The sequence below is a fragment of the Massilia sp. CFBP9026 genome, assembly GCF_034045165.1.
GTDB classification, from domain to species: Bacteria; Pseudomonadota; Gammaproteobacteria; order Burkholderiales; family Burkholderiaceae_D; genus Telluria; species Telluria arenae.
In genome coordinates this window covers 126,712-147,215 of sequence record NZ_JAXCWH010000005.1, presented here as the reverse complement: position 1 = coordinate 147,215, position 20,504 = coordinate 126,712, and the positions used below count along the sequence as shown (strand labels likewise).

The window sequence follows — 20,504 nt, the reverse complement described above, 5'->3', positions numbered from 1 at the left end:
CTCTACATCGGCTTGGCCACCATCAACCAGAAAATCACGATGAACGCCGCAAATGCCGGCACGCCCAGCGTCACCCAGATCCTGAAATAACGCCAGTACAGCGCCGGCAACGGCGTATCGCGCCGCGCCGCCTCCGCCGCCATGTCGCGCATGCGGATCTGCAGCCACACCACCGGCAGCCAGCAGGCGCCGGCGATCACGTACAGGATGATCGACCACATGAGCCATTTGCTGTGCAGCGGATAGCCGGCCAGATAAACCATATAGAAACCGGTCAGCGGCTGCAGGATGGCGGTGGTGGCCGTGAACAGCCAGTCGGCGATGACGACGTATTTCGCCACCACCGCGATCGCCCGCACGTCGCGGCTGACGTTCGCGAACAGCATGTACCAGGCCGATCCGATCCCGGTGCCGAACAGCAGCGTCGACGAAACGATGTGCAGCCATTTCAGCACCACGTAATCCATTATTTTTCCTCGAGTTGGTACAGCAGCCAGATCGCGGCCAGCATCGGCAGGTTCTTGGTCAGCGGCCCGTAGGGGTGAAGCAGGAATTCAGGCAGCTTGACTGCGATCACGATCGTATAGAAGCCGATCAGGCCCAGTTGCGCCAGCCACAGCCAGCGCCGCCGCGCCAGCAACAGGATGCCCAGTCCCAGCAGCAGGTCGAAGGTGGCGGCGCCATACAGCATCACTGGTTGCAGGTCGGGAGGGATGCCGGTGCGCGCCAGCAGCGCATAGCTGGCCTCGACCGGATACAGGCCGAAGGACACGATCGCGGTCAGGATCCATACTAGCGCGATGCTGTAACGGAGCATCGGCAACAGCCAGCCGAGCTTGGCGCGCGCGCGTTCGCCGTCCGGGTCGCCGATGAACTCGGATGGCGCGCGCGGCAGATGCCCGAGCAGCACCGCCGTCTGCACGACGTCGGCCGTGTTGTCGCGGTCCAGCATGCCCAGTGCATCGCGACTGATCAGCGAACCGGGCAGGATGGCGGCCGCCAGCCGCGCCACCGGTCCCGGCAGGGGCAACACGCGCTGGCGCCCCATGCCCATGCGCGAACGCAGCAGGCCCAGGTAGTCGGTGAACGGCATCGCCTGCGGCCCCACCAGCGGCACCCGCATCGAGGTGCCGGCGCCCGGCATCATCGGCAGGCGGTGCTTGAGCAGGCCGACGATGGCCAGCACCAGGTCGTCGATGTGGATCGGCTGCACCAATTGCGGCTTGCTGCCGAAGCGCAGGGTGAACGGCATGCTGGCCAGGCTACGGAAGGTGCGTGCGCTGGCGCCGTCGCGGCCGTACACGAGCGATGGCTGGACGATGTAGGAGCGCAGCGGCAGGCTGGCCAGGTAGTCGTCGGCATCGCGCTTGGACAGGTGATAGGGCGACTGCGCATCGCGGTCGGCGCCCAGGGCGGACAGCTGGATCACCATCTGCACGTCGTGCGATTCGGTGCAGGCCGCGAACAGCGCGCGCGGCGTGTCGCGGTGCAGGCGGGCGAAATCCTGGCGCCCGCTTTCGCGGAAAATCCCCACCGTATTGATCACCGCGTCGACGTGCGACAGGCGCGCCAGCCAGGTGGATTTATCGGTATCTTTGGAAAAATCGGCGTGGATATAGCTTAGGCGTGGGTCGTCGCTGTTCGGAAGCTTCGCTTCAGGTGCTCTCAGCGCACACACGACGTGGTGCCCTTCGGTGAGCAAGGCCTGCAGCAGATGTTGCCCGATGAAACCGCTTGCCCCCGTCAGCAAAATCCGCATCCGTGCTTCCCTTCACATCGAGTAAAAGAGGATTGTATGGAAAATACGGCATTACAGCGCGCACTCATCTCTGGTGCGACCTCGAGCGTGCTCTCCACGGTGGCAATGGCCCTGGTCGGCAAGATCCAGTCAGGCAGCGCCTTCGCACCGACCAATGCCGTCAGCCATTATGTTCATGGGAATAAAGCAGGCTACCGCGACCGCTTCTCGCTGCGCTACACGGTACCCGGCTACCTGATCCACCATGCCAGTGCGACCTTCTGGTCCTTCGTGTTCGAACGCGCCCTTGGTGGAGTAATGGACGGCAAGAATCCGATGGCCATCGCCGCTTCCTCGGCGGCAACGTCGGCATTCGCCGCCTTCACCGACTACAAGCTGACGCCCAGGGCCTTGCAGCCGGGGTATGAAAAGCGCCTGTCGCGCAATGCGCTGGGCGTGGTGTATGTGGGGTTTGCGATTGGCCTGGCGATCGGGGCGATCCTGACGCGCAAGGACCAGCCTTTGACACCGGGATGAGCGGCGCGGGCAGGACGCCCGCGCCGACGGGAACATCAGTGTGCGGCCGCCTTCTTGCCGCGCATGCGCTGCACCAGGGTCACCACGGCGAGCACCGCAGCGCCCACCAGCACGCCGACCACGGCATCGAAAAGGATCGGCGCCAGGAAGGCCAGCACCCCGCCAACCGCCGGCACATCGGCTACCGCCGCGGCCAGGCCCTGCGAGAAGTGGTGCAGCGCCGGCACCCCGTGCGAGATGATGCCGCCGCCGACCAGGAACATGGCGGCGGTGCCGACCACCGCCAGCGTCTTCATCAGGCGTGGCGCGGCGGCCAGCAGGCCCCTGCCCACACCGCGGACGGCCTGGCTCTGGCTCTTGCTCAGGTGCAGGCCGGCATCATCCATCTTGACGATGGCGGCCACCAGGCCATAGACGCCGACCGTCATCGCCACGGCGATGACGACCAGCACTGCCGCTTGCTGGCCGAGCGCCATGCCGGCCACCACGCCGAGCGAGATCACGATGATCTCGGCCGACAGGATGAAGTCGGTGCGCACCGCACCCTTGATCTTGTCCTTTTCCATCTGCACGATGTCGACCGCCTGGTTGGCCACGGCCGCCTCGTGCTGCGCCTTGTGCTGGGCGTCGTCTTGCGCGCTGTGCAGGTATTTGTGCGCGATCTTCTCGAAGCCCTCGAAGCACAGGAAGGCGCCGCCGATCATCAAGAGCGGCGTGATCAGCCAGGGCAGGAAGACCGAGATCGCCAGCGCGGCCGGCACCAGGATCGCCTTGTTGACCATCGATCCCTTGGCGACCGCCCACACCACCGGCAGCTCGCGGTCGGCCTTTACGCCCGAGACCTGCTGCGCATTGAGCGCCAGGTCGTCGCCCAGCACGCCCGCGGTCTTCTTGGCCGCCACCTTGCTCATCGCGGCGACGTCGTCGAGGATGGTGGCGATATCGTCCAGGAGTGCAAGTAATCCGACTCCAGCCATGGTTCTGCTCCTTCATGTCAAGTTGATACGATATTAACCGAGCCGCCAAATGCTGGCTACACGGTACGCAACGCCGTTCGGCGCGGCTTTTTGCGTTTCATGCCTGGAAATCTGCATCTCGTCGCTTTTGCCGCGTAACCGGCGGTCTGCATACGTATAGTGCAACGCTGAAGGTTGCGGCACTGCAGCCTCGTCCCCCCAAACGAAGGAGATCATTCCATGAACACCGATTCGATCCAGTCTGCCGCTCCCGTCGCCACTCCCGTCCGCCGCGCCCGCCCGCCGAAACGCAAGACCCGCATCACGATCTATCTCGACGACGAGGTGCTGAAGGAATTCCGCAACCTGTCCGAGCGTTGCGGCACCGGTTACCAGACCCTGATCAACGCCGCGCTGCGCAACCGTTTGGGCGGTCCGGTCATCGAATCTGGCGTCGCATAAGGCTTCCTTTCAAATTTCCCTCGGGGAGCGGCATTACACATAGCAATATTTATGCTAATCTTCCCGCTCTTTTAACCCCGGAGGGATTTATGAAAAAAGGCGAACTGATCGCAGAATTCGCGAAGCGTACCGAGATGTCGGGCGCTGCCGCTGGCGACGCCGTGAACACCATCATCGAGATCATCACCGAGCGCCTGAAAAAAGGCGACACGGTGGGCATCACCGGCTTCGGCACCTTCTCGGTGACCAAGCGCGCCGCACGCAAGGGCCGTAACCCTGCCACCGGCGAAGTGATCAAGATCGCGGCATCGAAGAGCCCGCGTTTCTCGGCTGGCGCGACCCTGAAGGCAGCGGTCAACCCGACCAAGAAGAAGTAATCAGTACCCGGCCTCGCGTCGCGGCCCGTTCACGGGTCGCACGCGCTGGCTGAATTTGCCGTTTTTTCTCCCCGGCAGTAGCTTTCCCCTCCTCCGCAGCACCATCCATTTTTTCACCACCATGAGCTTCGCTACCTGGATCGCCTTCGTCATTGCCGGTTCGCTGATCGCCATTTCGCCCGGTTCCGGCGCGGTCCTGTCGATGTCGCATGGCCTGGCCTACGGCCTCAGGAAGGCCAGCGCAACCGTCCTCGGCCTGCAACTGGGCCTGGTCCTGGTGCTGGTCATCGCCGGCGCCGGCGTCGGTTCGCTGCTGCTGGCGTCCTCGGTCGCCTTCACGGCGGTCAAGGTGATCGGCGCGCTCTACCTGATCTACCTCGGCGTCAGCCAGTGGCGCGCCGCCCCGGCGCCCGGCCCGACGGCGTCGACCGCCGGCCTGGAAGCGCATCCGTCGTTCGGCAGGCGCGTGCTGACCGGTTTTCTTACCAATACGACGAACCCGAAGGGCATCATCTTCATGGTCGCCGTGCTGCCGCAGTTCATTTCCAAGGATGCGCCGCTGCTCACCCAGCTGGCGATCCTGGGCGTGACCATGGTAGCGATCGATTCGATCGTGATGCACGGCTACGCCGCCCTGGCCGCTTCGATGCAGCGCTTCATGCGCGATCCACGCCATATGCGCCTGCAGAACCGCGTGTTCGGCGCGGTGCTGGTGCTGATCGGCTCGATGTTATTCTTCGTCAAGCGCCAGCCGGCCTGATACCTCTATTTCTGCTGGGCCGGCAGATGCAACTTTGTGTAACCCGCGTTGTCCATGCGGGAGCTCGAGCGTTGTAATGAGGCTGAGCCACCCCGTCCGCGTTCCATCCTGGAGCATGTCATGACCCATCGCCGCTTTCATACCGCCGCCCTGCTAACCGTGGCAACCCTGGCTGCGTTTTCCACAGGCGCGTCCGCGCAGACCGTGCTGCAGACCGACCCGCCAGGGCAGGTCGAGGTCGCTGGCAACGGCGTCATCGAGACCGAGCCGCCGGGCCGGGTGGGCCGCGTTTCCCTGGTCCAGGGCAAGGTCGAGATCGGCGGCGATATTGGCACCGAGAGCAACGCCGCCGTGGTCAACTGGCCGGTCACCACCCGTAATCTCGTCACGACCGCGCCCGGCGCCCGCACCGAGATCCGCATCGGCTCCACCTCGATCCGCCTGGACGGCGACAGCTCGCTCGAGCTCACCGAACTGGACGACGACAGCCTGCGCCTGCGCCTGCATTTCGGCAGCGCCAGCATCCGCGTCATGAACAGCGAAGTGGTGCCCGAGTTCGAGCTGCGCACGGCGCAGGCGACCGTGCGCCTGACCCAGCCGGGCCGCCTGCGCGTGGACGCCGACCGCGTGCCCGACACCAGCGTGGTGAGCGTGCTCGATGGCGAGGCCCAGGTCGACGGCGCCGGCGCCAGCCTCACCGTCCGCACCGGCCGCAGCGCCGAGGTACGCGACGAGGACGTGAATACGCGCCAGGCGCGGCGCGACGAATTCGACGACTGGGCCCTCACGCGCGACCAGACCCTGGTGGCCGAGCAATCCTCGCGCTACATCGGCACCGAAATGACCGGCTACGAAGAGCTCGACCGCCACGGCAGCTGGAGCACCCATTCCGACTACGGCAGCCTGTGGACGCCGACCGTGGTGGCATCCGACTGGACGCCCTACCGCGACGGCCAGTGGAGCTATATTGCCCCCTGGGGCTGGACCTGGGTCGACAACGCGCCATGGGGCTATGCGCCCTTCCACTACGGCCGCTGGGTGCAGGTGCACAACCGCTGGGCCTGGGCCCCGGGCCGTCTCGAACGGCGGCCGGTATGGTCGCCGGCGCTGGTCGGCTGGGTCGGCGGCGGCAACTGGAGCGTCGGCTTCGCCTCGCACAACCTGCACGCACATGGCTGGTATCCGCTCAGCCCCTACGACCGCTACGTGCCCGGCTACCGCCTCTCCAACGAGCGCCTGCGGCGCCTGAATGACTGGCGCCACGCCACCCGTCGCGCGGCCCAGCAGCGGCCGGGACACCACGGCCTGACCGTGGTGCCGCGCGAGCACTTCGGCGGCCGTGGACCGGTGGTCGTGCCGCGCGCGCCACGCCCCGACCGCCCGAACTTCGCGCTGCCGCGCGGACAGGGCAGCGCCCCGCCGCCGCCGCTGGTGACGCGCGCCGACTGGAACCGCGGTAGCAACGCGCAGCGCGACCTGATCGAGCGGCGCGAGGTGCGCCAGCGCCTGGAGACCGATGGGGTGACGCGCGACCGTTTTGTGCAGGATCGCGGCCGTCCCGAGCCGGATCCGATGGCGCGCCAGCGCGAGAGCAACGAGCGCCTGTCGCGCGAGCGCATGCAGCAGCAGGAGCGCGTCGTGCGCCAGCAGGAAGAGCGCGACCGCATGCAGCGCGACCTGGACAACCGCATGCAGGCCGACCGCATGGGCTTCGGGCGCCACGCCGAACGCGAACGCGAGCAGCGCGACCGCATGCGCGAGCGGGCCGAACGCAGCCAGCAATTGCAGCAACTGCAACAGCAGCAGCGGCCGCCGGCCATGGCGACCAATCCGGCGCCATCCTTCTCGCGTCCCGAGCCGCGTCCGATGCCGCGGCCCGACGTGCGTCCGCCGCCACAGATGGTGGCCGCCCCGCCGCCACGGCCCGCTCCGCCGCCGCAGATGGTCGCCCCGCCCACGCCGCGCCCGCAACCTTCAGCCCCGGCCTTCACGCCGCGTGGCGGCGGCGAACAGCGCGCCCATACCGATGCGCGCGGCCGGCAAATCCAGGAACGCTGAGGAAAACGCCGGCATTGGCTACAATGCGCATTTACACAGGATTAAGTCATGGACCCGAAAGAATCCCTCATCGAATACCCGAGCGAATTCCCGATCAAGGTGATGGGCGCGACCCATATCGATTTCGCTCCCACCATCCTCGCGCTGGTGACCCAGCTCGATCCGACTTTCCATGAAGGCAAGCTGGAAACCCGTCCTTCGGCCAAGGGCAACTACACCGGTCTGACCGTCACCATCACCGCCACCAGCCGCGAGATGCTGGACGAGGTGTACCGCACGCTGTCGACCCACCCGATGGTCAAGATGGTCCTGTAAGGGCGCATTGCCATATCCGCATTGCCATATCGACAGGCGGCGGGGCGGGCTGCCTGTTCAGCAGGCACGCCCCATCGTGCTGGCTTATAATGACGGGGCTGTCCATACTATGGCCCAATGCCTCGTCCCGATTCCATGTCCTCGATTCACCCAGCAACGCCGCTCGTCCGTGAACTCGGCCGGGCCGATTACGAACCCACCTTCGCCGCCATGCGCGCCTTCACCGATGCGCGCACGCCCGAGACCCGGGACGAATTGTGGATCGTCGAGCACCCGCCCGTGTTCACGCTGGGCCTGGGCGCCGATCCGGGCCACGTGCTGGCGCCGCAGGGCGTGCCGGTGGTCCAGACCGACCGCGGCGGCGAGGTCACTTACCATGGCCCGGGCCAGGTCGTGATCTACCTGTTGATGGACTTGCGCCGCAACAAGCCAGGCGGCAAGCTGTACGCGCGCCAGTTTGTGGAAAAAATCGAACAGGCAGTGATCGATGTCTTAGGGGCGTATAATCTGGCCGGTGAGCGCATCGCCGGCGCGCCCGGCATCTATATCGCCGAAGGCCCGCGCAAGGGCGCCAAGATCGCCGCGCTCGGCCTCAAGGTGCGCGGCAACGGCTGCACCTATCACGGCGTATCGCTGAACGTGGGCATGGACCTGGCCCCGTTCACCTGGATCAACCCGTGCGGCTATTCCGGACTGGCCACGGTCGATATGCGCACCATGGGCGTCGAGGCGCCGCTGGCGGACGTCCAGCAGGCGCTGGCCCAGGCCCTGACCCTGCATCTCGGGCAGCAAATCGAACCCAGCCAAGTCCGAACCGAACAAACCAACTGACGCCCTTCTGGGGCAACGAGCCAAATGACTTCCGAAATCGACACCGGCATCGCCTCCGCATCCGCCTACAACGCCAGCGAAAAGCAGAAAGGCGCCAGCAAGACGTCGCGCATCCCGATCAAGATCGTGCCGATCGCGGACGTCGAGCGCCTGAAAAAGCCGGACTGGATCCGCGTCAAGGCCGCCACTGCCTCGTCGCGCTTCTACGAGATCAAGGACATCCTGCGCGCCAATAACCTGGTGACGGTGTGCGAGGAAGCCAGCTGCCCGAACATCGGCGAATGCTTCGGCAAGGGCACCGCGACCTTCATGATCATGGGCGACAAGTGCACCCGCCGCTGCCCGTTCTGTGACGTCGGCCACGGCCGCCCGGATCCGCTGGATGTGAACGAGCCGGGCAACCTGGCCAAGACCATCGCCGACCTGCGCCTGTCCTATGTCGTGATCACCTCGGTCGACCGCGACGACCTGCGCGACGGCGGCGCCGGCCACTTCGTCGAGTGCATCCAGAAGACCCGCGCGCTGTCGCCCAACACCAAGATCGAAGTGCTGGTGCCGGACTTCCGCGGCCGCCTCGAAAAAGCATTGAACATCTTCGCCGACGGCCTGCCTGACGTGATGAACCACAACCTGGAAACCGTGCCGCGCCTGTACAAGGAAGCCCGTCCAGGCGCCGACTACACGCACTCGCTGGTGCTGCTGCGCGACTTCAAGAAGATGTATCCGAACGCGGTCACCAAGTCGGGCCTGATGGTCGGCCTGGGCGAGACCGACGAAGAGATCCTGCAAGTGATGCGCGATATGCGCGAGCACGACATCGACATGCTCACCATCGGCCAGTACCTGGCGCCGACCAACTCGCACCTGCCGGTGCGTCGCTACGTGCACCCGGACGTCTTCAAGATGTTCGAAGAGAAGGCCTACGAGATGGGCTTCGTGCATGCGGCCGTGGGCGCAATGGTGCGCTCGTCGTACCATGCCGACCAGCAGGCGCATAACGCGGGCGTGGCTGCATAACTCCAGCGTCATCCGCTTGATCGAAGGGACGGCTCTGCCGTCCCTTTTTCTTTCAGGCACCCGCGCGAGGCCTGTGTCGCCAGCGCGATATAGTAACGACAACCAGACATCCAGCATCGATCCATGAGCGACCACCGAGATTTACCTCCTTCCGACGACCTCGAACCCGACGACGCCTTCCTCGAACGCGAACTCGGCCTGGCCGCGCGCGGCATCGAACTGGTCAAGCTGGAAGGCCGGGTCTTCCTGCGCTTCTCGGGCGAGGTGAGGTACGAAGGCTTGCGCGTGCCCTATCGCCTGGTGCCGGGACGCGGCGTACTGGCCAAGCCGAGCAAGTGGCGCAAGATGGACTTGCTGGCGCGGCGCGAGCTGATCGAAGAGCGCACGGACGAAGCGGACCTGCAGCGCCTGCACGCCGAGACCGAGGAATTCGTGCGCGACATCGCCGAAGACGCGGACGAATTCGGCTGGGACCCGATGACTTTCCTCGACGTGCTGGATGAACTCGAAACCTCCGAGCCGGCCGAGTACGTGTTCCAGCGCATCTCGCAGCGCCTGACCCACGCGGCCGAGCGCGAAGAGGAAGAGCGCCACGCGGCGCGCACCAAGGAAAGCATCAACCTGGCCGAGTATCCGCGCTCGTTCGAGGTGGCCAGCCGCATGCAGCGCAAATTCATCGCGCTGCTCGGGCCCACCAACTCGGGCAAGACCCATCGCGCGATGGAAGCGCTGGCCAAGGCCGGCAGCGGCGTGTATCTCGCGCCGCTGCGCCTCTTGGCGCTGGAGAACTACGAGCGCCTGCAGGCTGCACGGCCGCATGGCGAAGAAATCAAGGTCAGTCTGATCACCGGCGAGGAACGGCGCCTGGTGGAGGGCTCGACCCACGTCGCCAGCACGGTGGAGATGCTCGACACGAAGACGCCAGTGGAAGTGGCCGTGATCGACGAGATCCAGATGCTGGCCGACCGCGACCGCGGCGCCGCCTGGACCACCGCCGTGTGCGGCGCGCCGGCGAACGTCGTCTACCTGGTCGGCGCGGTGGAGGCACGGCGCGCGATCGAGGCGCTGGCCGAGCGCCTGGAGGTGCCGCTCGAAGTCCATGTGCTCAAGCGCATGGGACCACTGTCGATGGAGCCGACCAGCGTGCGCAAGCTGTCGAACCTGCGTCGTGGCGATGCCGTGATCTGCTTCTCGCGGCGCGAGGTCTTGATGTGGCGCGACATGATCACCGAGAAGGGGCTATCGGTGGCGACCGTCTACGGCAACCTGTCGCCCGAGGTGCGCCGGGCCCAGGCCGAGCGCTTCCGCGAGGGGCAGGCCGATATCGTGGTCGGCACCGACGCACTGGCGATGGGCCTGAACATGCCGATCGCGCGCATCGTGATGACCACCACGGTCAAGTACAACGGCGTCGAGGAAGAAGAGATCCCGGCGGCGCTGGCCAAGCAGATCGCGGGCCGGGCAGGGCGCTATGGCGTGCACGAGGAAGGTTTCGTCGCCGGCTACGACGACGACACCCACCAGGTGATGCGCGCGCTGATGAAGGAAAAGATCCCGTCAGTGGCCGCCACCGGCTTTGCGGTCGCGCCGTCGCTCGAGCAGCTGCACCGCATCGCGGCTGTGACCGGCGAGACCTCGCTGGTCAAGCTCCTGAAACGCTTCGTGCACAATATCGACGTGCCGGACGGTTTCTTCTACCCGCGCATCACCGAGGAGCAGAACGAGCGCGCCGAATGGCTGGACACGCTGCCGCTGTCGGTGGCGGAAAAATTCATGCTGTCGCTGGTGCCGATCTCGAGCCGCGTGCCGGTGCTGCAAAGCGCCTGGGAACACTGGGCGCTGTCGCTGGCCAAGAAAAAGGTGGTCAAGCTGCAGCCGCATCCGAATCCGCAGCACCTGTTCTACATGAACCTGCAAGAGGTCGAGGATACCTGCCGCGTGTATTCGGCCTATGCCTGGCTGGGCTACCGCGAGCCGGAATACTTCCCGAGCATCGAGCTGGCCCAGGAGCTGGCGCGCGAGGCGGCGGAGCGGGTCGATGCGGTGCTGCAGCAGCAGAATTCGGCGGCGCGCAGGCGGCAGGGGAGTCGCCAAGGCGGAAAATCAAGCGGCGGCAAGAAGAACTCTCACAGATATGGCCGATAATCTACCCTAGCAACACTGAACCAGAATTGTTTTTTGCCAATTTTATTTGAGGCCATCCTGATGCCTTTAAAAGCGGCTAACTATTCACCGGGCCCGGAGAAGTTCTCTAAGCGTTTTTGTAGGGTAATTCGTATTAGCTTTGTATCGACACCGAAATGCGCCTGGCGATGGTCGTTCGGGCATAAAGCAACAACGTTCTGCTCGTTGTCCGGCCCAAATTCACTTAAAGGAATAACATGATGGGTTTCGAGGTAGATTGAGCCCGTTGGTGTTAAGAATCCTGGCAGTCCACAAAGTTCACATAAACCCTGAGCACGTGCTAGTACGGCATCTCTGACTGACTTTTTTCGCACGAACGAGGTGCCAACGGTTTCACGCTTGAGCACTGGCTCAGAGAACTGGTCAACATATTCTGGAAAATTCGAAATTGATTTTGTTGCCGTTTTTCTAATTAAGAAGACATCGCCGTTCACCTCATCATAGCGATGGATGTTCCACTCAACTGTATCCAACTTTCGGCGTTTAACGACTGATGATTCTTTACCTAGTGACTCATCGGACCTTCTTTCGCCTTCAACAATAATTACACGCAGCACCCCGTTCTTGAGCCAAACAGAGTGAATGAGTTGGTCAAGCTGCTCGGCTCGCTTCGCCTGACTTCTTGATCGCGATCGGATACTTGGATCCTCGGAAGGGTCTCCCGCAATTTTAAGTAGATTAGACGAGTGCTTACGAAAATTGCTTTGAACTGTTGCAGTGTCAAAATATGGGTCAAGATCCGAATGCCAGATACAAATGACGGCAGGTTGATCACCACCACCAAATGCCCAGTTATAGCAGAATGCAGGATTGCTACGTGGGGTCTGTGCACGAGAGCCATCTTTCTTCCAATACCATCTTGATACATCTACACCTGCGCGATTAACGAGATCTATCACATCTTGATGGCTTTGGGGAAGCAGACTCGATATTACTAATCGAGCCGCCGCACTTTGTTTATCCTTCAGGGATTTTTCCGACGCTTTCACGGCGAGCGAAGCGAGCAGTGATTTATCGAAGAAACCAATGCGCAGACTACGGCAACGTTTGAGAAACTCTAAAGACTCATCAAATTTCATTCCAATGATGGGCCAATCGCTGCCATGTTTATGAATATTGCAGTCATTCGGAAAATCTGATTTTTCCTTGTCAAGCCAAGCCTGAACAGTAGTTAGATTGTAGTGCTCGGTAAGTCGACTGTCGCACAGTGCAATCTCGATATCATTGCCGATGGTGTTATCGCTCCAGTACACGGCAGCGATTTGCATTTTCTCGCGATTAATTCTAAATCCATTTACTAATTTATCGGAGGCTCCGCCAAATGCGAGGACTGCAGCTGTTTCGATAATGTCTTTTTGTTTAGGGGAAAGAATATTCTTCATTATTTCAGCTAAAGAAAATAGGTGTGCTGTCGTGGTGGTGAGTTGAGGGAAGCAGGATATTACATAGGGTTCGAGTAATTATTCCACCATGACGAATCAGGTCGGTGTACGATGCCGTTTTTTACAACAACATCGAGACACACGTGAATACCAAGTACACCCCGGAAGCCTTCAACGAATTCGGCGCCAAGTTCCTTCCTGGCCACCTGGGCATCCGAATCACTGAAGTCAGCCCCGGCAAGCTGTCGGCCGAGATGAAGGTCGAGCCGCAGCTGCTGGCGCCCAATGGCTACCTGCACGCCGGCAGCGTGGTCACGCTGGCCGACACCTGCGCCGGCTATGGCTGCGTCAGCAACCTGCCGGAAGGCGCGCAGAACTTCACCACCATCGAACTGAAATCGAACCACCTGGGCACCGCACGCGAAGGCACCCTGGCCTGCACCGCCACCGCGATCCACCTGGGCCGCACCACGCAGGTGTGGGATGCGACCGTCACGGACCAGGCCAGCGGCAAGACCATCGCCCTGTTCCGCTGCACCCAGATGATCCTCTACCCTAAAGCTTAAAGAATCAGCCCGCCAGTTCCTTCTCGATCAGCTTGTGCACTGCCGCAAAATCCGGCTCGCCCACATAGGTCTTGAGGATGCGGCCCTGCTTGTCGATCAGGAAGGTGGTCGGGGTCAGGGTGACGTCGCCGAACTGGCGCGCGATGTCGCCCGCCGAATCCAGCGCCACCTTGAACGGCAGCTTGCGCTGCTCGGCGAAGTTCAGCACATAGTCGGGGCGGTCGTACTGCATCGCGACGGCGACGAACTCCAGGCCCTGGTCCTTGTACTTGTTGTAGGTCGCGACCATGTCCGGCATCTCCTTGACGCAGGTGACGCAGGAAGTGGCCCAGAAGTTGACCATCACGACCTTGCCGCGCAAGGATTCGGTGCTGATCTTTTCACCGGCGATGCTGATGAAGGTGACATCCGGCGCCTGCGTGGTGCTGCTGAGCGAGGCGTAGCCGATGCCGGCCAGGGCGAGCACCACGGCGCCGATGGCGGCGGGCTTGAACCAGGAACGGGTAGCGGATGAATGCGTGGGAGCGGTCATGGTCGATCGATATAAAAAAACGGCAGGACCATTATAGTCCTGCCGCTTATCGTGGGCTGATGAAGGCCTTTTTTAGTCCAGCGAAGCCTGCGCGGGGCTGTTCTGCCGCACGCGCGCATCTTCTTCGCTGATGTATTCGAAGATCTTCACCACGCGGGTCACGCCCGAGACACCCTTGGCGACATCGGCGGCGATATTGCCTTCGCGCGGGGTGACGAGGCCCATCAGGTAGACCACGCCGCGTTCGGTCGTGACCTTGAACGAGATCGCCGACACGGTCTTCATGTCGACCAGGCTGGTCTTGACCTTGGTGGTGATCAGGGCGTCGTTGGAGCGCGAGGTGTAGCTCGACGAGCCGGAGACCTGCAGTTCGTTGATGACCGATACCACGTTGGCGATCGCGCGCACTTCGCGCTCGGCCGCCTGCTTCATCGCTTCGTCGCGCACTTCGCCGGTCAGCAGCACACGGCGGTTGAAGCTGGTGACGTTGATGTTGCCGGCGCCGTTGGTGACCTTGCGCATTTCAAGCTCGGCCTTGACCGTGATCGACTTGTCTTCGGTCTGGGCGCCCAGGGTGCGGCGGTCGACCGTGGACACGGCGCCGGCCACGCCCGCGCCGACGATCAGGCCGAAGCAGCCCGACAGCGATGTCGCCAGGGCGGCGCCCATGACAACCTTGGTCAACAGCACGGCCATGGGCCGGCGGGTGTTACGCATTCTCGTCTCCTCCGAACAGCGCGACGTCGATGCCGTCGCAGATGCAGTGAATGGCGCACAAATGGACTTCCTGGATGCGCGCGGTGCGTGCATGCTGGACGTTGATGTGCACGTCGGCGTCGGTCAGCAGCTTGCCCAACTGGCCGCCGTCCTTGCCGGTAAAGGCCACGATGCGCATCTCGCGCTCCAGGGCCGCCTCGACCGCGGCCAGCACATTGGCCGAGTTGCCCGAGGTCGAAATCGCCAGCAGGATGTCGCCTGCCTGGCCAAATGCCTGCACCTGCTTCGAGAAGATCTCCTTGAAGCTGTAGTCGTTGCCGACCGCGGTCAGGATCGAGGTGTCGGTGGTCAGGGCGATCGCCGGCAGCGGGAAGCGCTCCCGCTCGAAACGGCCGACCAGTTCGGCCGCGAAGTGCTGGCAGTCGGCGGCCGAGCCGCCATTGCCGCAGGCCAGAATCTTGTTGCCGTTGGAGAGGGCGCTGAACATGAGTTCTACCGCCGCCGAAATGGAAGGAGCCAGGGTGGCGGCCGACTTCATCTTCAGGTCGGCGCTCTCCTGGAAGTGAGCGAGGATGCGTTGAGTATTCATAGCCGAGGATTATAGTGCAGTGGCAACCCGACCTGAGCAAGCGCAGTAAAAATTGCTTACACTTCAATGATGTTCCGCAACCATTCAATTTGCTCGCCATCGATGGCGACCAGGTCGAAACGGCAGGGAGGAGTGATGGGAAAACGCAACAGATAGACTTGCGCCGCACAGACCAGGCGACGCATCTTGGCAGGGGTAATGCTGGCGGCGGCGCCGCCGTGGTCGCGGTCGGCGCGCTGGCGCACCTCGACGAACACCAGGGTTGCGCCATCGCGCATGATCAGGTCGATCTCGCCGCCTTTGCAGCGAAAATTCTCTTCGACCCGGGACAGTTTATGGCGTTTCAGGTAGTCGAGTGCGGCGCGTTCCCATTGCTGGCCCTGGGCCTGCCTTCTGGACAGGCGTAAGGGCCACATGTCATAAACCGGTCGCGACCGGTTCGAACACGCGGCGTGGTGGCGGGACGCTGTCGCCGCCGGCATCGTCGGTGAGGATTTGTTCGGTCGGGCCGTTGTCGCGCACCACGACGCCGGTCTCGACGCGGCGGAAGGCCCTTTCTCCTTGGCCCATGTTGACCGCCAGGCGGCCGGTGGCGCCATCGAGCTCGAACGAGCCGGAGGGGCGCTGCGCCAGTTCGCGCGCGATGCGGAAGGCGTCGATGCCGAGCGCGTACAGGCGCTGCGGGTCGAGACCCTGGCTGCCGGCGCTCCAGCGTGGATAGCCGGCGACGGCTGGATGGTCGGGCTGCACGGTCCATGGCAGATCGAGGAAGCGCACGCCGACCAGTTCGGCCGGCACGCTGGACATGTCGAGGCCCGGGTTGACCGAGGCGGTGCCATAGGTCGGCAGCGAGGTGCCGATTGCCATGCGCACCTGGCGCAGGCCGTTGGCGTCGAGCGCGGCGTAGACCAGCTGCGGCGGTTCGGCCGACAGGCGGGCGCGCAGCTCGGCCAGCGCATTGCCGTCGACATAGCCGCCTTCGGCCGGCAGTTCGACCGTGGCGTGCGTGCGGCCCAGTTCTGCCCAGCGCTGGCTGAAGGCGCCCGACAGGCGTTGCTGCCAGGCGGCGCGGCCGGTGAGCACCAGGGCCTGGCCGCCTGCCTGTTCGCTGGCGGCCCAGTCGGCGACCTGGCGTGCCTCGTCTTCGAGCGACAGGCCGATGACCAGCATCTGGCGCGGCAGCGGGGAATTGACTTGCGGGTGGTTCAGGGCGATGGTCGGCTTGCTGACCGCGCCGCTGGTGGCCAGCGACGCCACGGCGGAACGCGCCAGCGGGCCGACCACGATATCGTTTTGTTCGGCCGCGCTGCGGTAGGCCTCGAGCGCCGCCTGCGCCGAGTCGCCGGTGGGGACCAGGTTGACGGTGACGCCCTCGGGCTGCTGTTCATGGGCGGCCATGAAGCCGGCGCGCACCGCCTCGGCCGGCTGGGCCAGCGCCTGCGAGTCGAGCGGCAGCAGCAGCGCCACGCGCACGGCCGGGCCGCTGTAGGGCGCCGACGATGGCGCCGCGGCGCGCGGGCTGCCGCCGGCGCTCGGCGGCAGTTCGACCGGATTGGTCTGTACGCCACTTTCGTCACGCGGCGGCGGCGTGTAAGCTGGCGCCGGCGGCGGCGCATTTGTCACCGGCACACCGGCACTGCACACGCCACCGGGCATGCCGCAACCGGTATCGGGAGGCAATGGCGTGCTGCCGCAACCGGCTAATAGTGTAAGTACGGCGGCCGCGAGCAAGCCCGGTAGATTTTTTTTCTTCAGCATCGGAACCCTTTATGACAGATCAGCAGACCATCGACATCGCCCGACTTCCCGTCATGGGCGAGGCGGCCCAGCAGTCCTATCCTACCGCAACGCTGTACGTCGTGGCTACTCCGATCGGCAACGTTACTGACATCACCCTGCGTGCTTTACACCTGCTGGCGCTGGCCGACGTGGTCGCCTGCGAGGACACGCGCAAGACCGGCGCGCTGCTGCAGCGCTTCGGCCTCTCCCAGCCGACCATCGCCGCGCACCAGCACAACGAGCGCGAAGTGGCCGATAAAATCGTCGAGCGCCTGCGCGCCGGACAGCGCGTGGCGCTGGTGTCCGACGCCGGCACGCCGGGCGTGTCCGATCCCGGCGCGCGCATCGTCGACGCGGTGCGCACCGCCGGCCTGAACGTGGTGCCGCTGCCCGGCCCCTCGGCCGCGATCACGGCGCTGTCGGCCAGCGGCCTGGTGAACGACCGTTTTCACTTCGTCGGCTTTTTGCCGGCCAAGGCCAAGGGCCGCGAGGCGGCGCTGGCGCCATTGGCGCGCGAGACGTCGACCCTGGTGTTCTATGAGGCGCCGCACCGCATCGTCGATTGCGTCGAGGCGCTGGCGGCGGCCTTCGAGCCGACCCGGCAGGTGGTGTTCGCCCGCGAGCTGAGCAAGATGTTCGAGGAAGTGCACCGCTGCGAACTGAAGGATGCGCTGGCCTGGGTCAAGGCTGACCAGCACCGGGAGCGCGGGGAGTTCGTGGTGCTGGTGGCGGGGGCGGTCGAGGCCAGCGATGCAGAGGATGCCGAGGCCGAGCGCGTGCTGCAGATTCTCTTGAGCGAGTGCAGCGTGAAGCAGGCGGCGAACCTGGCGGCGCAGATCACCGGCCGCAAGAAGAATGCGCTCTACGAGCGCGCGCTGCAGATCAAGGGCGAATGACGCGTCACCACTTGCACCCCGAATCCTTTCTCTCCATCAATAAATAAATCGGCGCCAGCAGCCCGCCCGGAAGGCCGTCCTTGCAATCGGGCCGCTTGGCTTGGCGGATGCCGCGCGCCAGCTTCGATTCGGTCTGCAGCGCCGGCTCGGGGAATTGCGCCAGTGCCGTGCCTTCCTTCGACGGGTCGCGCAGATGGGCGTTCGCGCGCGCCGTCTCGCGCGCGGCGTTCATGTCGAACCTCGGCGCTGGATCAACGGTTTCTTCCTGTTGCACGACGAATGGATCGGGGGCGGCGCTTGCGCTTTCCGGGACTGCGATCACGGCTTGCGGTGGCGCCGGGCGGGTCGTACGCGGTGCGGACGGGGCGCTCGGGGCTGGTGGTGTGGTACGAACGATTTCCGGCTCGGGTGGTGGCGGCGGCGCGGGAGGGGCGATCATGACAGAGAGCACCGTCGGCTCGGCTGGGCCGATCTCCATGGTCCTGAACGTCGTATTCCGGTAAGCCAGCAGGAATAATGCGTGCACCGCGATCGATACCGCAACGCCGATGACGATGCGCCGGTTGCCTCGTTGCAGGCTGACCGGGTCGCCAAAGTTTAGAGCCATATGCATGACATACATACCTCAACTTAACTTTAGAAAACTACCAGATCACTATTTTGCAACGGAAACTTGACGAGGTCACGCGAAAACGATATTATCTCGCTTCTTCGGAGTGTAGCGCAGCCCGGTAGCGCACCTGGTTTGGGACCAGGGGGTCCAAGGTTCGAATCCTTGTACTCCGACCAGCATTAAGAGAAAAGCCGACAACGTGAGTTGTCGGCTTTTTTCGTTGTGGTTTCGTTTTCGGTTGCGGTGGGGTGATGATAACGATCACCGCGTGGACGGCGAAGCCGTCCACCCTACGACCTTATCCCATCCGCTTGGCGGCGATTGCGTTCCCGGCGCGGCTGATGCTCTTGCGGCCCAGCTGCTGCGAGATGAACAGGCCGGCATCGACTACTTGGTCGAGATCGACGCCGGTCTCGATACCGAGCCCCTGCATCAGGTACAGCACGTCCTCGGTCGCCACGTTGCCGGTCGCGCCCTTGGCATACGGGCAGCCGCCCAGGCCGGCCACCGAGGAGTGGAAGATCGCCACGCCCACCTCCATCGCCGCATAGATGTTGGCCAGCGCCTGGCCGTAGGTGTCGTGGAAATGGCCGGCCAGTTGCGTGATCGGAAATTCCCGCGCCGCACGCAGCATCACGGCCTGCGTCTTGCGCGCGGTCGAGACGCCGATGGTGTCGGCGATGTCGATCTCGTCGCAACCCAGGTCGCGCATGCGCGCCACCACGTCGCCCACCGCATCCAGCGGCACCTCGCCCTGGTAGGGGCAGCCGAAGGCCGTGCTGATCGAGCCGCGCAGGCGCAGGCCCTGTTCTTTCGCCGCGCGCGCCACCGGCTCGAAGCGGGCGATCGACTGGGCGATCGAGCAGTTGATATTCTTTTGCGAGAAGGCTTCGGAGGCCGCGCCGAACACGACCACCTCGTCGGCCCCGCCGGCCAGTGCGGCCTCGAAGCCCTGCATATTCGGCACCAGCGCCGAATAGATGGTGCCGGGGCGGCGCTCGATGCGCGCCAGTACCTCGGCGCTGGTCGCCATCTGCGGCACCCATTTCGGCGAGACGAAGGCGGCCGCTTCCACGTTGACGAAGCCGGCGCGCGCCAGGCGCTCGACCAGGTCGACCTTCACGTCGGCGCTCAGCGCTTCCTTCTCGTTCTGCAGGCCGTCGCGTGGGCCGACTTCGACGATTTTTACTTTCGCAGGCAAGGCGCTCTGGTGGGTCATATCAATATCCAAGTTCGCGGTCGACCAGGTCGTCGACCCGTTGGCCGTCTTCCAGGGCGCCGATCTTGTCGGCGATCTGGCGCACGGCGTCGAGGCGCATGGTGAGCGCCGAGATGTGCGGGGTGAGGGCGATGCGCGGCTCGTTCCAGAACGGATGCGGGGCCGGCAGCGGCTCGTGGCGGAACACGTCGAGCGTGGCGCCGGCGATGTGCCCCGAGCGGATCAGGGTCATCAGGTCGGGCTCGGCCAGGATGGCGCCGCGCGAGACGTTGATCAGGTAGGCGCCGGGCGCCAGCTTGCCCAGTCGGTGGCGGTCGAGCAGGTTGGTGGTATCCGCGGTCAGCGGCAGCAGGCAGACCAGCACCCGCGTGCCATGCAAGAAGTCGTCGAGCTGCTCCATGCCGGCATAGGTCGGCAGGCCGGGGATGTCCTTCGGGCTGCGGCTCCAGCCGCGCACCGGGAAGCCGAAATGGCGCATCGCCTCGACCACCGGCATGCCGAGCCGGCCCAGGCCCATGACGCCGATCGTGAACGTCTCTTTCGGATACTGGGGCAGCGGGTTCCAGGCGCCATGGCGCGCCTGCTGTTCGTATTCGTCGAAGCGCCTGAAGTAGCGCAGCACGGCGTGCGCCACGTACTCGGCCATCTGCACGCCCATGCCGGCGTCGCCCAGGCGCACCAGCGGCACGCGCGGCAGCGCATCGCCGAACTTGAGCACGGCGTCGACGCCGGCGCCCATCAGGAAGATCGCCTTGACCTCGCCGAGCTGCGCCAGCAGGCCGGGCGCCGGGTTCCACAATACCGCGTAATCGCAGGGGGCCAGCAACTGGCCCTCCTTCCAGCTGACCGTTTCGACGCCTGGCATCACGGCCGAGAACTCGCGTTCCCACGGCTCGATGACGCCATCGCCCCGGTACAGGACAATGCGCATGTCTCCCCCTCGTTTTTTGTCAGGGTGGTTCTTGTAGGTGTCTGT

General features: G+C 64.3%; 23 protein-coding genes and 1 tRNA gene. 12 read left to right on the top strand and 12 right to left on the bottom strand.

The window, feature by feature from the left end; genetic code table 11:
- Positions 1 to 2: 2 nt before the first annotated feature.
- Together SOM28_RS13955 and SOM28_RS13950 are read right to left on the bottom strand one after the other, a co-directional pair.
- Complete coding sequence (locus SOM28_RS13955; protein WP_320468468.1) at positions 3 to 467, bottom strand: DUF2269 family protein; 465 nt, start codon at positions 465 to 467, stop codon at positions 3 to 5.
- The gene (locus SOM28_RS13950) at positions 467 to 1,759 is read right to left on the bottom strand and encodes an SDR family oxidoreductase (RefSeq protein WP_320468467.1); all 1,293 of its coding nucleotides are present in this window, start codon (positions 1,757 to 1,759) and stop codon (positions 467 to 469) included. The genes SOM28_RS13955 and SOM28_RS13950 overlap by 1 nt, the downstream gene beginning before the upstream one ends.
- Positions 1,760 to 1,795: 36 nt before the next feature.
- Between SOM28_RS13950 and SOM28_RS13945 the strand changes: the two genes are divergently transcribed.
- Complete coding sequence (locus SOM28_RS13945) at positions 1,796 to 2,275, top strand: hypothetical protein (RefSeq protein WP_123068402.1); 480 nt, start codon at positions 1,796 to 1,798, stop codon at positions 2,273 to 2,275.
- A gap of 35 nt (positions 2,276 to 2,310) precedes the next feature.
- Here SOM28_RS13945 and SOM28_RS13940 read toward each other — a convergent pair whose 3' ends face one another.
- Positions 2,311 to 3,252, bottom strand: a complete 942-nt coding sequence (locus SOM28_RS13940) for a DUF808 domain-containing protein (protein WP_123068403.1) — start codon at positions 3,250 to 3,252, stop codon at positions 2,311 to 2,313.
- Between the two features lie 219 nt (positions 3,253 to 3,471).
- On the opposite strand from SOM28_RS13940, the gene SOM28_RS13935 reads away from it, so the two are divergent.
- The 8 genes from SOM28_RS13935 (at position 3,472) to SOM28_RS13900 (ending at position 11,196) form a co-directional block, all read left to right on the top strand.
- On the top strand, positions 3,472 to 3,693 hold the full coding sequence (locus SOM28_RS13935; RefSeq protein ID WP_123068404.1) for a BrnA antitoxin family protein: 222 nt from the start codon (positions 3,472 to 3,474) through the stop codon (positions 3,691 to 3,693).
- Between the two features lie 89 nt (positions 3,694 to 3,782).
- On the top strand, positions 3,783 to 4,070 hold the full coding sequence (locus tag SOM28_RS13930) for an HU family DNA-binding protein (protein WP_005664253.1): 288 nt from the start codon (positions 3,783 to 3,785) through the stop codon (positions 4,068 to 4,070).
- Between the two features lie 121 nt (positions 4,071 to 4,191).
- Positions 4,192 to 4,830, top strand: a complete 639-nt coding sequence (locus SOM28_RS13925; protein ID WP_123068405.1) for a LysE family transporter — start codon at positions 4,192 to 4,194, stop codon at positions 4,828 to 4,830.
- Between the two features lie 120 nt (positions 4,831 to 4,950).
- Positions 4,951 to 6,888: a DUF6600 domain-containing protein gene (locus SOM28_RS13920; protein ID WP_320468466.1), complete on the top strand. Its 1,938-nt coding sequence runs from the start codon at positions 4,951 to 4,953 to the stop codon at positions 6,886 to 6,888.
- A 48-nt stretch (positions 6,889 to 6,936) separates the two neighbouring features.
- Positions 6,937 to 7,203 carry a DUF493 family protein gene (locus SOM28_RS13915; RefSeq protein WP_123068407.1) on the top strand — a complete coding sequence of 89 codons (267 nt, stop codon included), beginning with the start codon at positions 6,937 to 6,939 and terminating at the stop codon, positions 7,201 to 7,203.
- Positions 7,204 to 7,338: 135 nt separating this feature from the next.
- Entirely contained in the window at positions 7,339 to 8,034 is a 696-nt protein-coding gene (gene lipB / locus SOM28_RS13910; protein ID WP_123068408.1) for a lipoyl(octanoyl) transferase LipB, read from the top strand.
- A 24-nt stretch (positions 8,035 to 8,058) separates the two neighbouring features.
- On the top strand, positions 8,059 to 9,051 hold the full coding sequence (lipA, locus tag SOM28_RS13905) for a lipoyl synthase (protein WP_123068409.1): 993 nt from the start codon (positions 8,059 to 8,061) through the stop codon (positions 9,049 to 9,051).
- Between the two features lie 123 nt (positions 9,052 to 9,174).
- Positions 9,175 to 11,196, top strand: a complete 2,022-nt coding sequence (locus SOM28_RS13900) for a helicase-related protein (RefSeq protein WP_320468465.1) — start codon at positions 9,175 to 9,177, stop codon at positions 11,194 to 11,196.
- An 80-nt stretch (positions 11,197 to 11,276) separates the two neighbouring features.
- Here the strand turns inward: SOM28_RS13900 and SOM28_RS13895 are convergent, their stop codons facing one another.
- On the bottom strand, positions 11,277 to 12,617 hold the full coding sequence (locus tag SOM28_RS13895; RefSeq protein ID WP_320468464.1) for an HNH endonuclease: 1,341 nt from the start codon (positions 12,615 to 12,617) through the stop codon (positions 11,277 to 11,279).
- A 143-nt stretch (positions 12,618 to 12,760) separates the two neighbouring features.
- On the opposite strand from SOM28_RS13895, the gene SOM28_RS13890 reads away from it, so the two are divergent.
- On the top strand, positions 12,761 to 13,183 hold the full coding sequence (locus tag SOM28_RS13890) for a PaaI family thioesterase (protein WP_320468463.1): 423 nt from the start codon (positions 12,761 to 12,763) through the stop codon (positions 13,181 to 13,183).
- A gap of 4 nt (positions 13,184 to 13,187) precedes the next feature.
- On the opposite strand, the gene SOM28_RS13885 is transcribed toward SOM28_RS13890, so the two are convergent.
- From SOM28_RS13885 to SOM28_RS13865, 5 genes are all read right to left on the bottom strand, one after another.
- A complete protein-coding gene (locus SOM28_RS13885) occupies positions 13,188 to 13,715 on the bottom strand; it encodes a TlpA disulfide reductase family protein (protein ID WP_320468462.1) in 528 nt (175 codons plus the stop codon).
- A 72-nt stretch (positions 13,716 to 13,787) separates the two neighbouring features.
- Complete coding sequence (locus SOM28_RS13880) at positions 13,788 to 14,432, bottom strand: BON domain-containing protein (protein WP_123068421.1); 645 nt, start codon at positions 14,430 to 14,432, stop codon at positions 13,788 to 13,790.
- A complete protein-coding gene (locus SOM28_RS13875) occupies positions 14,425 to 15,021 on the bottom strand; it encodes a phosphoheptose isomerase (protein WP_005664272.1) in 597 nt (198 codons plus the stop codon). Before SOM28_RS13875 ends, SOM28_RS13880 begins: the two co-directional genes overlap by 8 nt.
- 56 nt (positions 15,022 to 15,077) lie before the next feature.
- Positions 15,078 to 15,437, bottom strand: a complete 360-nt coding sequence (locus tag SOM28_RS13870; protein WP_320468461.1) for a YraN family protein — start codon at positions 15,435 to 15,437, stop codon at positions 15,078 to 15,080.
- 1 nt (position 15,438) lies between these two features.
- Positions 15,439 to 16,650 carry a penicillin-binding protein activator gene (locus tag SOM28_RS13865; RefSeq protein WP_320468460.1) on the bottom strand — a complete coding sequence of 404 codons (1,212 nt, stop codon included), beginning with the start codon at positions 16,648 to 16,650 and terminating at the stop codon, positions 15,439 to 15,441.
- 140 nt (positions 16,651 to 16,790) lie between these two features.
- Here SOM28_RS13865 and rsmI point away from each other — a divergent pair, with 140 nt between their 5' ends.
- Entirely contained in the window at positions 16,791 to 17,696 is a 906-nt protein-coding gene (gene rsmI / locus SOM28_RS13860; protein ID WP_320468459.1) for a 16S rRNA (cytidine(1402)-2'-O)-methyltransferase, read from the top strand.
- 4 nt (positions 17,697 to 17,700) lie between these two features.
- Here rsmI and SOM28_RS13855 read toward each other — a convergent pair whose 3' ends face one another.
- Entirely contained in the window at positions 17,701 to 18,309 is a 609-nt protein-coding gene (locus SOM28_RS13855; protein WP_320468458.1) for a hypothetical protein, read from the bottom strand.
- Between the two features lie 99 nt (positions 18,310 to 18,408).
- Here SOM28_RS13855 and SOM28_RS13850 point away from each other — a divergent pair.
- A tRNA-Pro gene (locus tag SOM28_RS13850) sits at positions 18,409 to 18,485 on the top strand.
- A gap of 122 nt (positions 18,486 to 18,607) precedes the next feature.
- Here SOM28_RS13850 and SOM28_RS13845 read toward each other — a convergent pair.
- On the bottom strand, positions 18,608 to 19,528 hold the full coding sequence (locus tag SOM28_RS13845) for a hydroxymethylglutaryl-CoA lyase (RefSeq protein ID WP_320468457.1): 921 nt from the start codon (positions 19,526 to 19,528) through the stop codon (positions 18,608 to 18,610).
- A gap of 1 nt (position 19,529) precedes the next feature.
- A complete protein-coding gene (locus SOM28_RS13840; RefSeq protein WP_320468456.1) occupies positions 19,530 to 20,459 on the bottom strand; it encodes a 2-hydroxyacid dehydrogenase in 930 nt (309 codons plus the stop codon).
- Positions 20,460 to 20,504: the final 45 nt, after the last annotated feature.

Bases quoted from the DNA above. Each gene is read 5' to 3' on its own strand.
- SOM28_RS13955 (WP_320468468.1), bottom strand. From the start codon at position 467: ATGGATTACGTGGTGCTGAAATGGCTGCACATCGTTTCGTCGACGCTG.
- SOM28_RS13950 (WP_320468467.1), bottom strand. From the start codon at position 1,759: ATGCGGATTTTGCTGACGGGGGCAAGCGGTTTCATCGGGCAACATCTG.
- SOM28_RS13945 (WP_123068402.1), top strand. From the start codon at position 1,796: ATGGAAAATACGGCATTACAGCGCGCACTCATCTCTGGTGCGACCTCG.
- SOM28_RS13940 (WP_123068403.1), bottom strand. From the start codon at position 3,252: ATGGCTGGAGTCGGATTACTTGCACTCCTGGACGATATCGCCACCATC.
- SOM28_RS13935 (WP_123068404.1), top strand. From the start codon at position 3,472: ATGAACACCGATTCGATCCAGTCTGCCGCTCCCGTCGCCACTCCCGTC.
- SOM28_RS13930 (WP_005664253.1), top strand. From the start codon at position 3,783: ATGAAAAAAGGCGAACTGATCGCAGAATTCGCGAAGCGTACCGAGATG.
- SOM28_RS13925 (WP_123068405.1), top strand. From the start codon at position 4,192: ATGAGCTTCGCTACCTGGATCGCCTTCGTCATTGCCGGTTCGCTGATC.
- SOM28_RS13920 (WP_320468466.1), top strand. From the start codon at position 4,951: ATGACCCATCGCCGCTTTCATACCGCCGCCCTGCTAACCGTGGCAACC.
- SOM28_RS13915 (WP_123068407.1), top strand. From the start codon at position 6,937: ATGGACCCGAAAGAATCCCTCATCGAATACCCGAGCGAATTCCCGATC.
- lipB (WP_123068408.1), top strand. From the start codon at position 7,339: ATGTCCTCGATTCACCCAGCAACGCCGCTCGTCCGTGAACTCGGCCGG.
- lipA (WP_123068409.1), top strand. From the start codon at position 8,059: ATGACTTCCGAAATCGACACCGGCATCGCCTCCGCATCCGCCTACAAC.
- SOM28_RS13900 (WP_320468465.1), top strand. From the start codon at position 9,175: ATGAGCGACCACCGAGATTTACCTCCTTCCGACGACCTCGAACCCGAC.
- SOM28_RS13895 (WP_320468464.1), bottom strand. From the start codon at position 12,617: ATGAAGAATATTCTTTCCCCTAAACAAAAAGACATTATCGAAACAGCT.
- SOM28_RS13885 (WP_320468462.1), bottom strand. From the start codon at position 13,715: ATGACCGCTCCCACGCATTCATCCGCTACCCGTTCCTGGTTCAAGCCC.
- SOM28_RS13880 (WP_123068421.1), bottom strand. From the start codon at position 14,432: ATGCGTAACACCCGCCGGCCCATGGCCGTGCTGTTGACCAAGGTTGTC.
- SOM28_RS13875 (WP_005664272.1), bottom strand. From the start codon at position 15,021: ATGAATACTCAACGCATCCTCGCTCACTTCCAGGAGAGCGCCGACCTG.
- SOM28_RS13870 (WP_320468461.1), bottom strand. From the start codon at position 15,437: ATGTGGCCCTTACGCCTGTCCAGAAGGCAGGCCCAGGGCCAGCAATGG.
- rsmI (WP_320468459.1), top strand. From the start codon at position 16,791: ATGACAGATCAGCAGACCATCGACATCGCCCGACTTCCCGTCATGGGC.
- SOM28_RS13855 (WP_320468458.1), bottom strand. From the start codon at position 18,309: ATGCATATGGCTCTAAACTTTGGCGACCCGGTCAGCCTGCAACGAGGC.
- SOM28_RS13845 (WP_320468457.1), bottom strand. From the start codon at position 19,528: ATGACCCACCAGAGCGCCTTGCCTGCGAAAGTAAAAATCGTCGAAGTC.
- SOM28_RS13840 (WP_320468456.1), bottom strand. From the start codon at position 20,459: ATGCGCATTGTCCTGTACCGGGGCGATGGCGTCATCGAGCCGTGGGAA.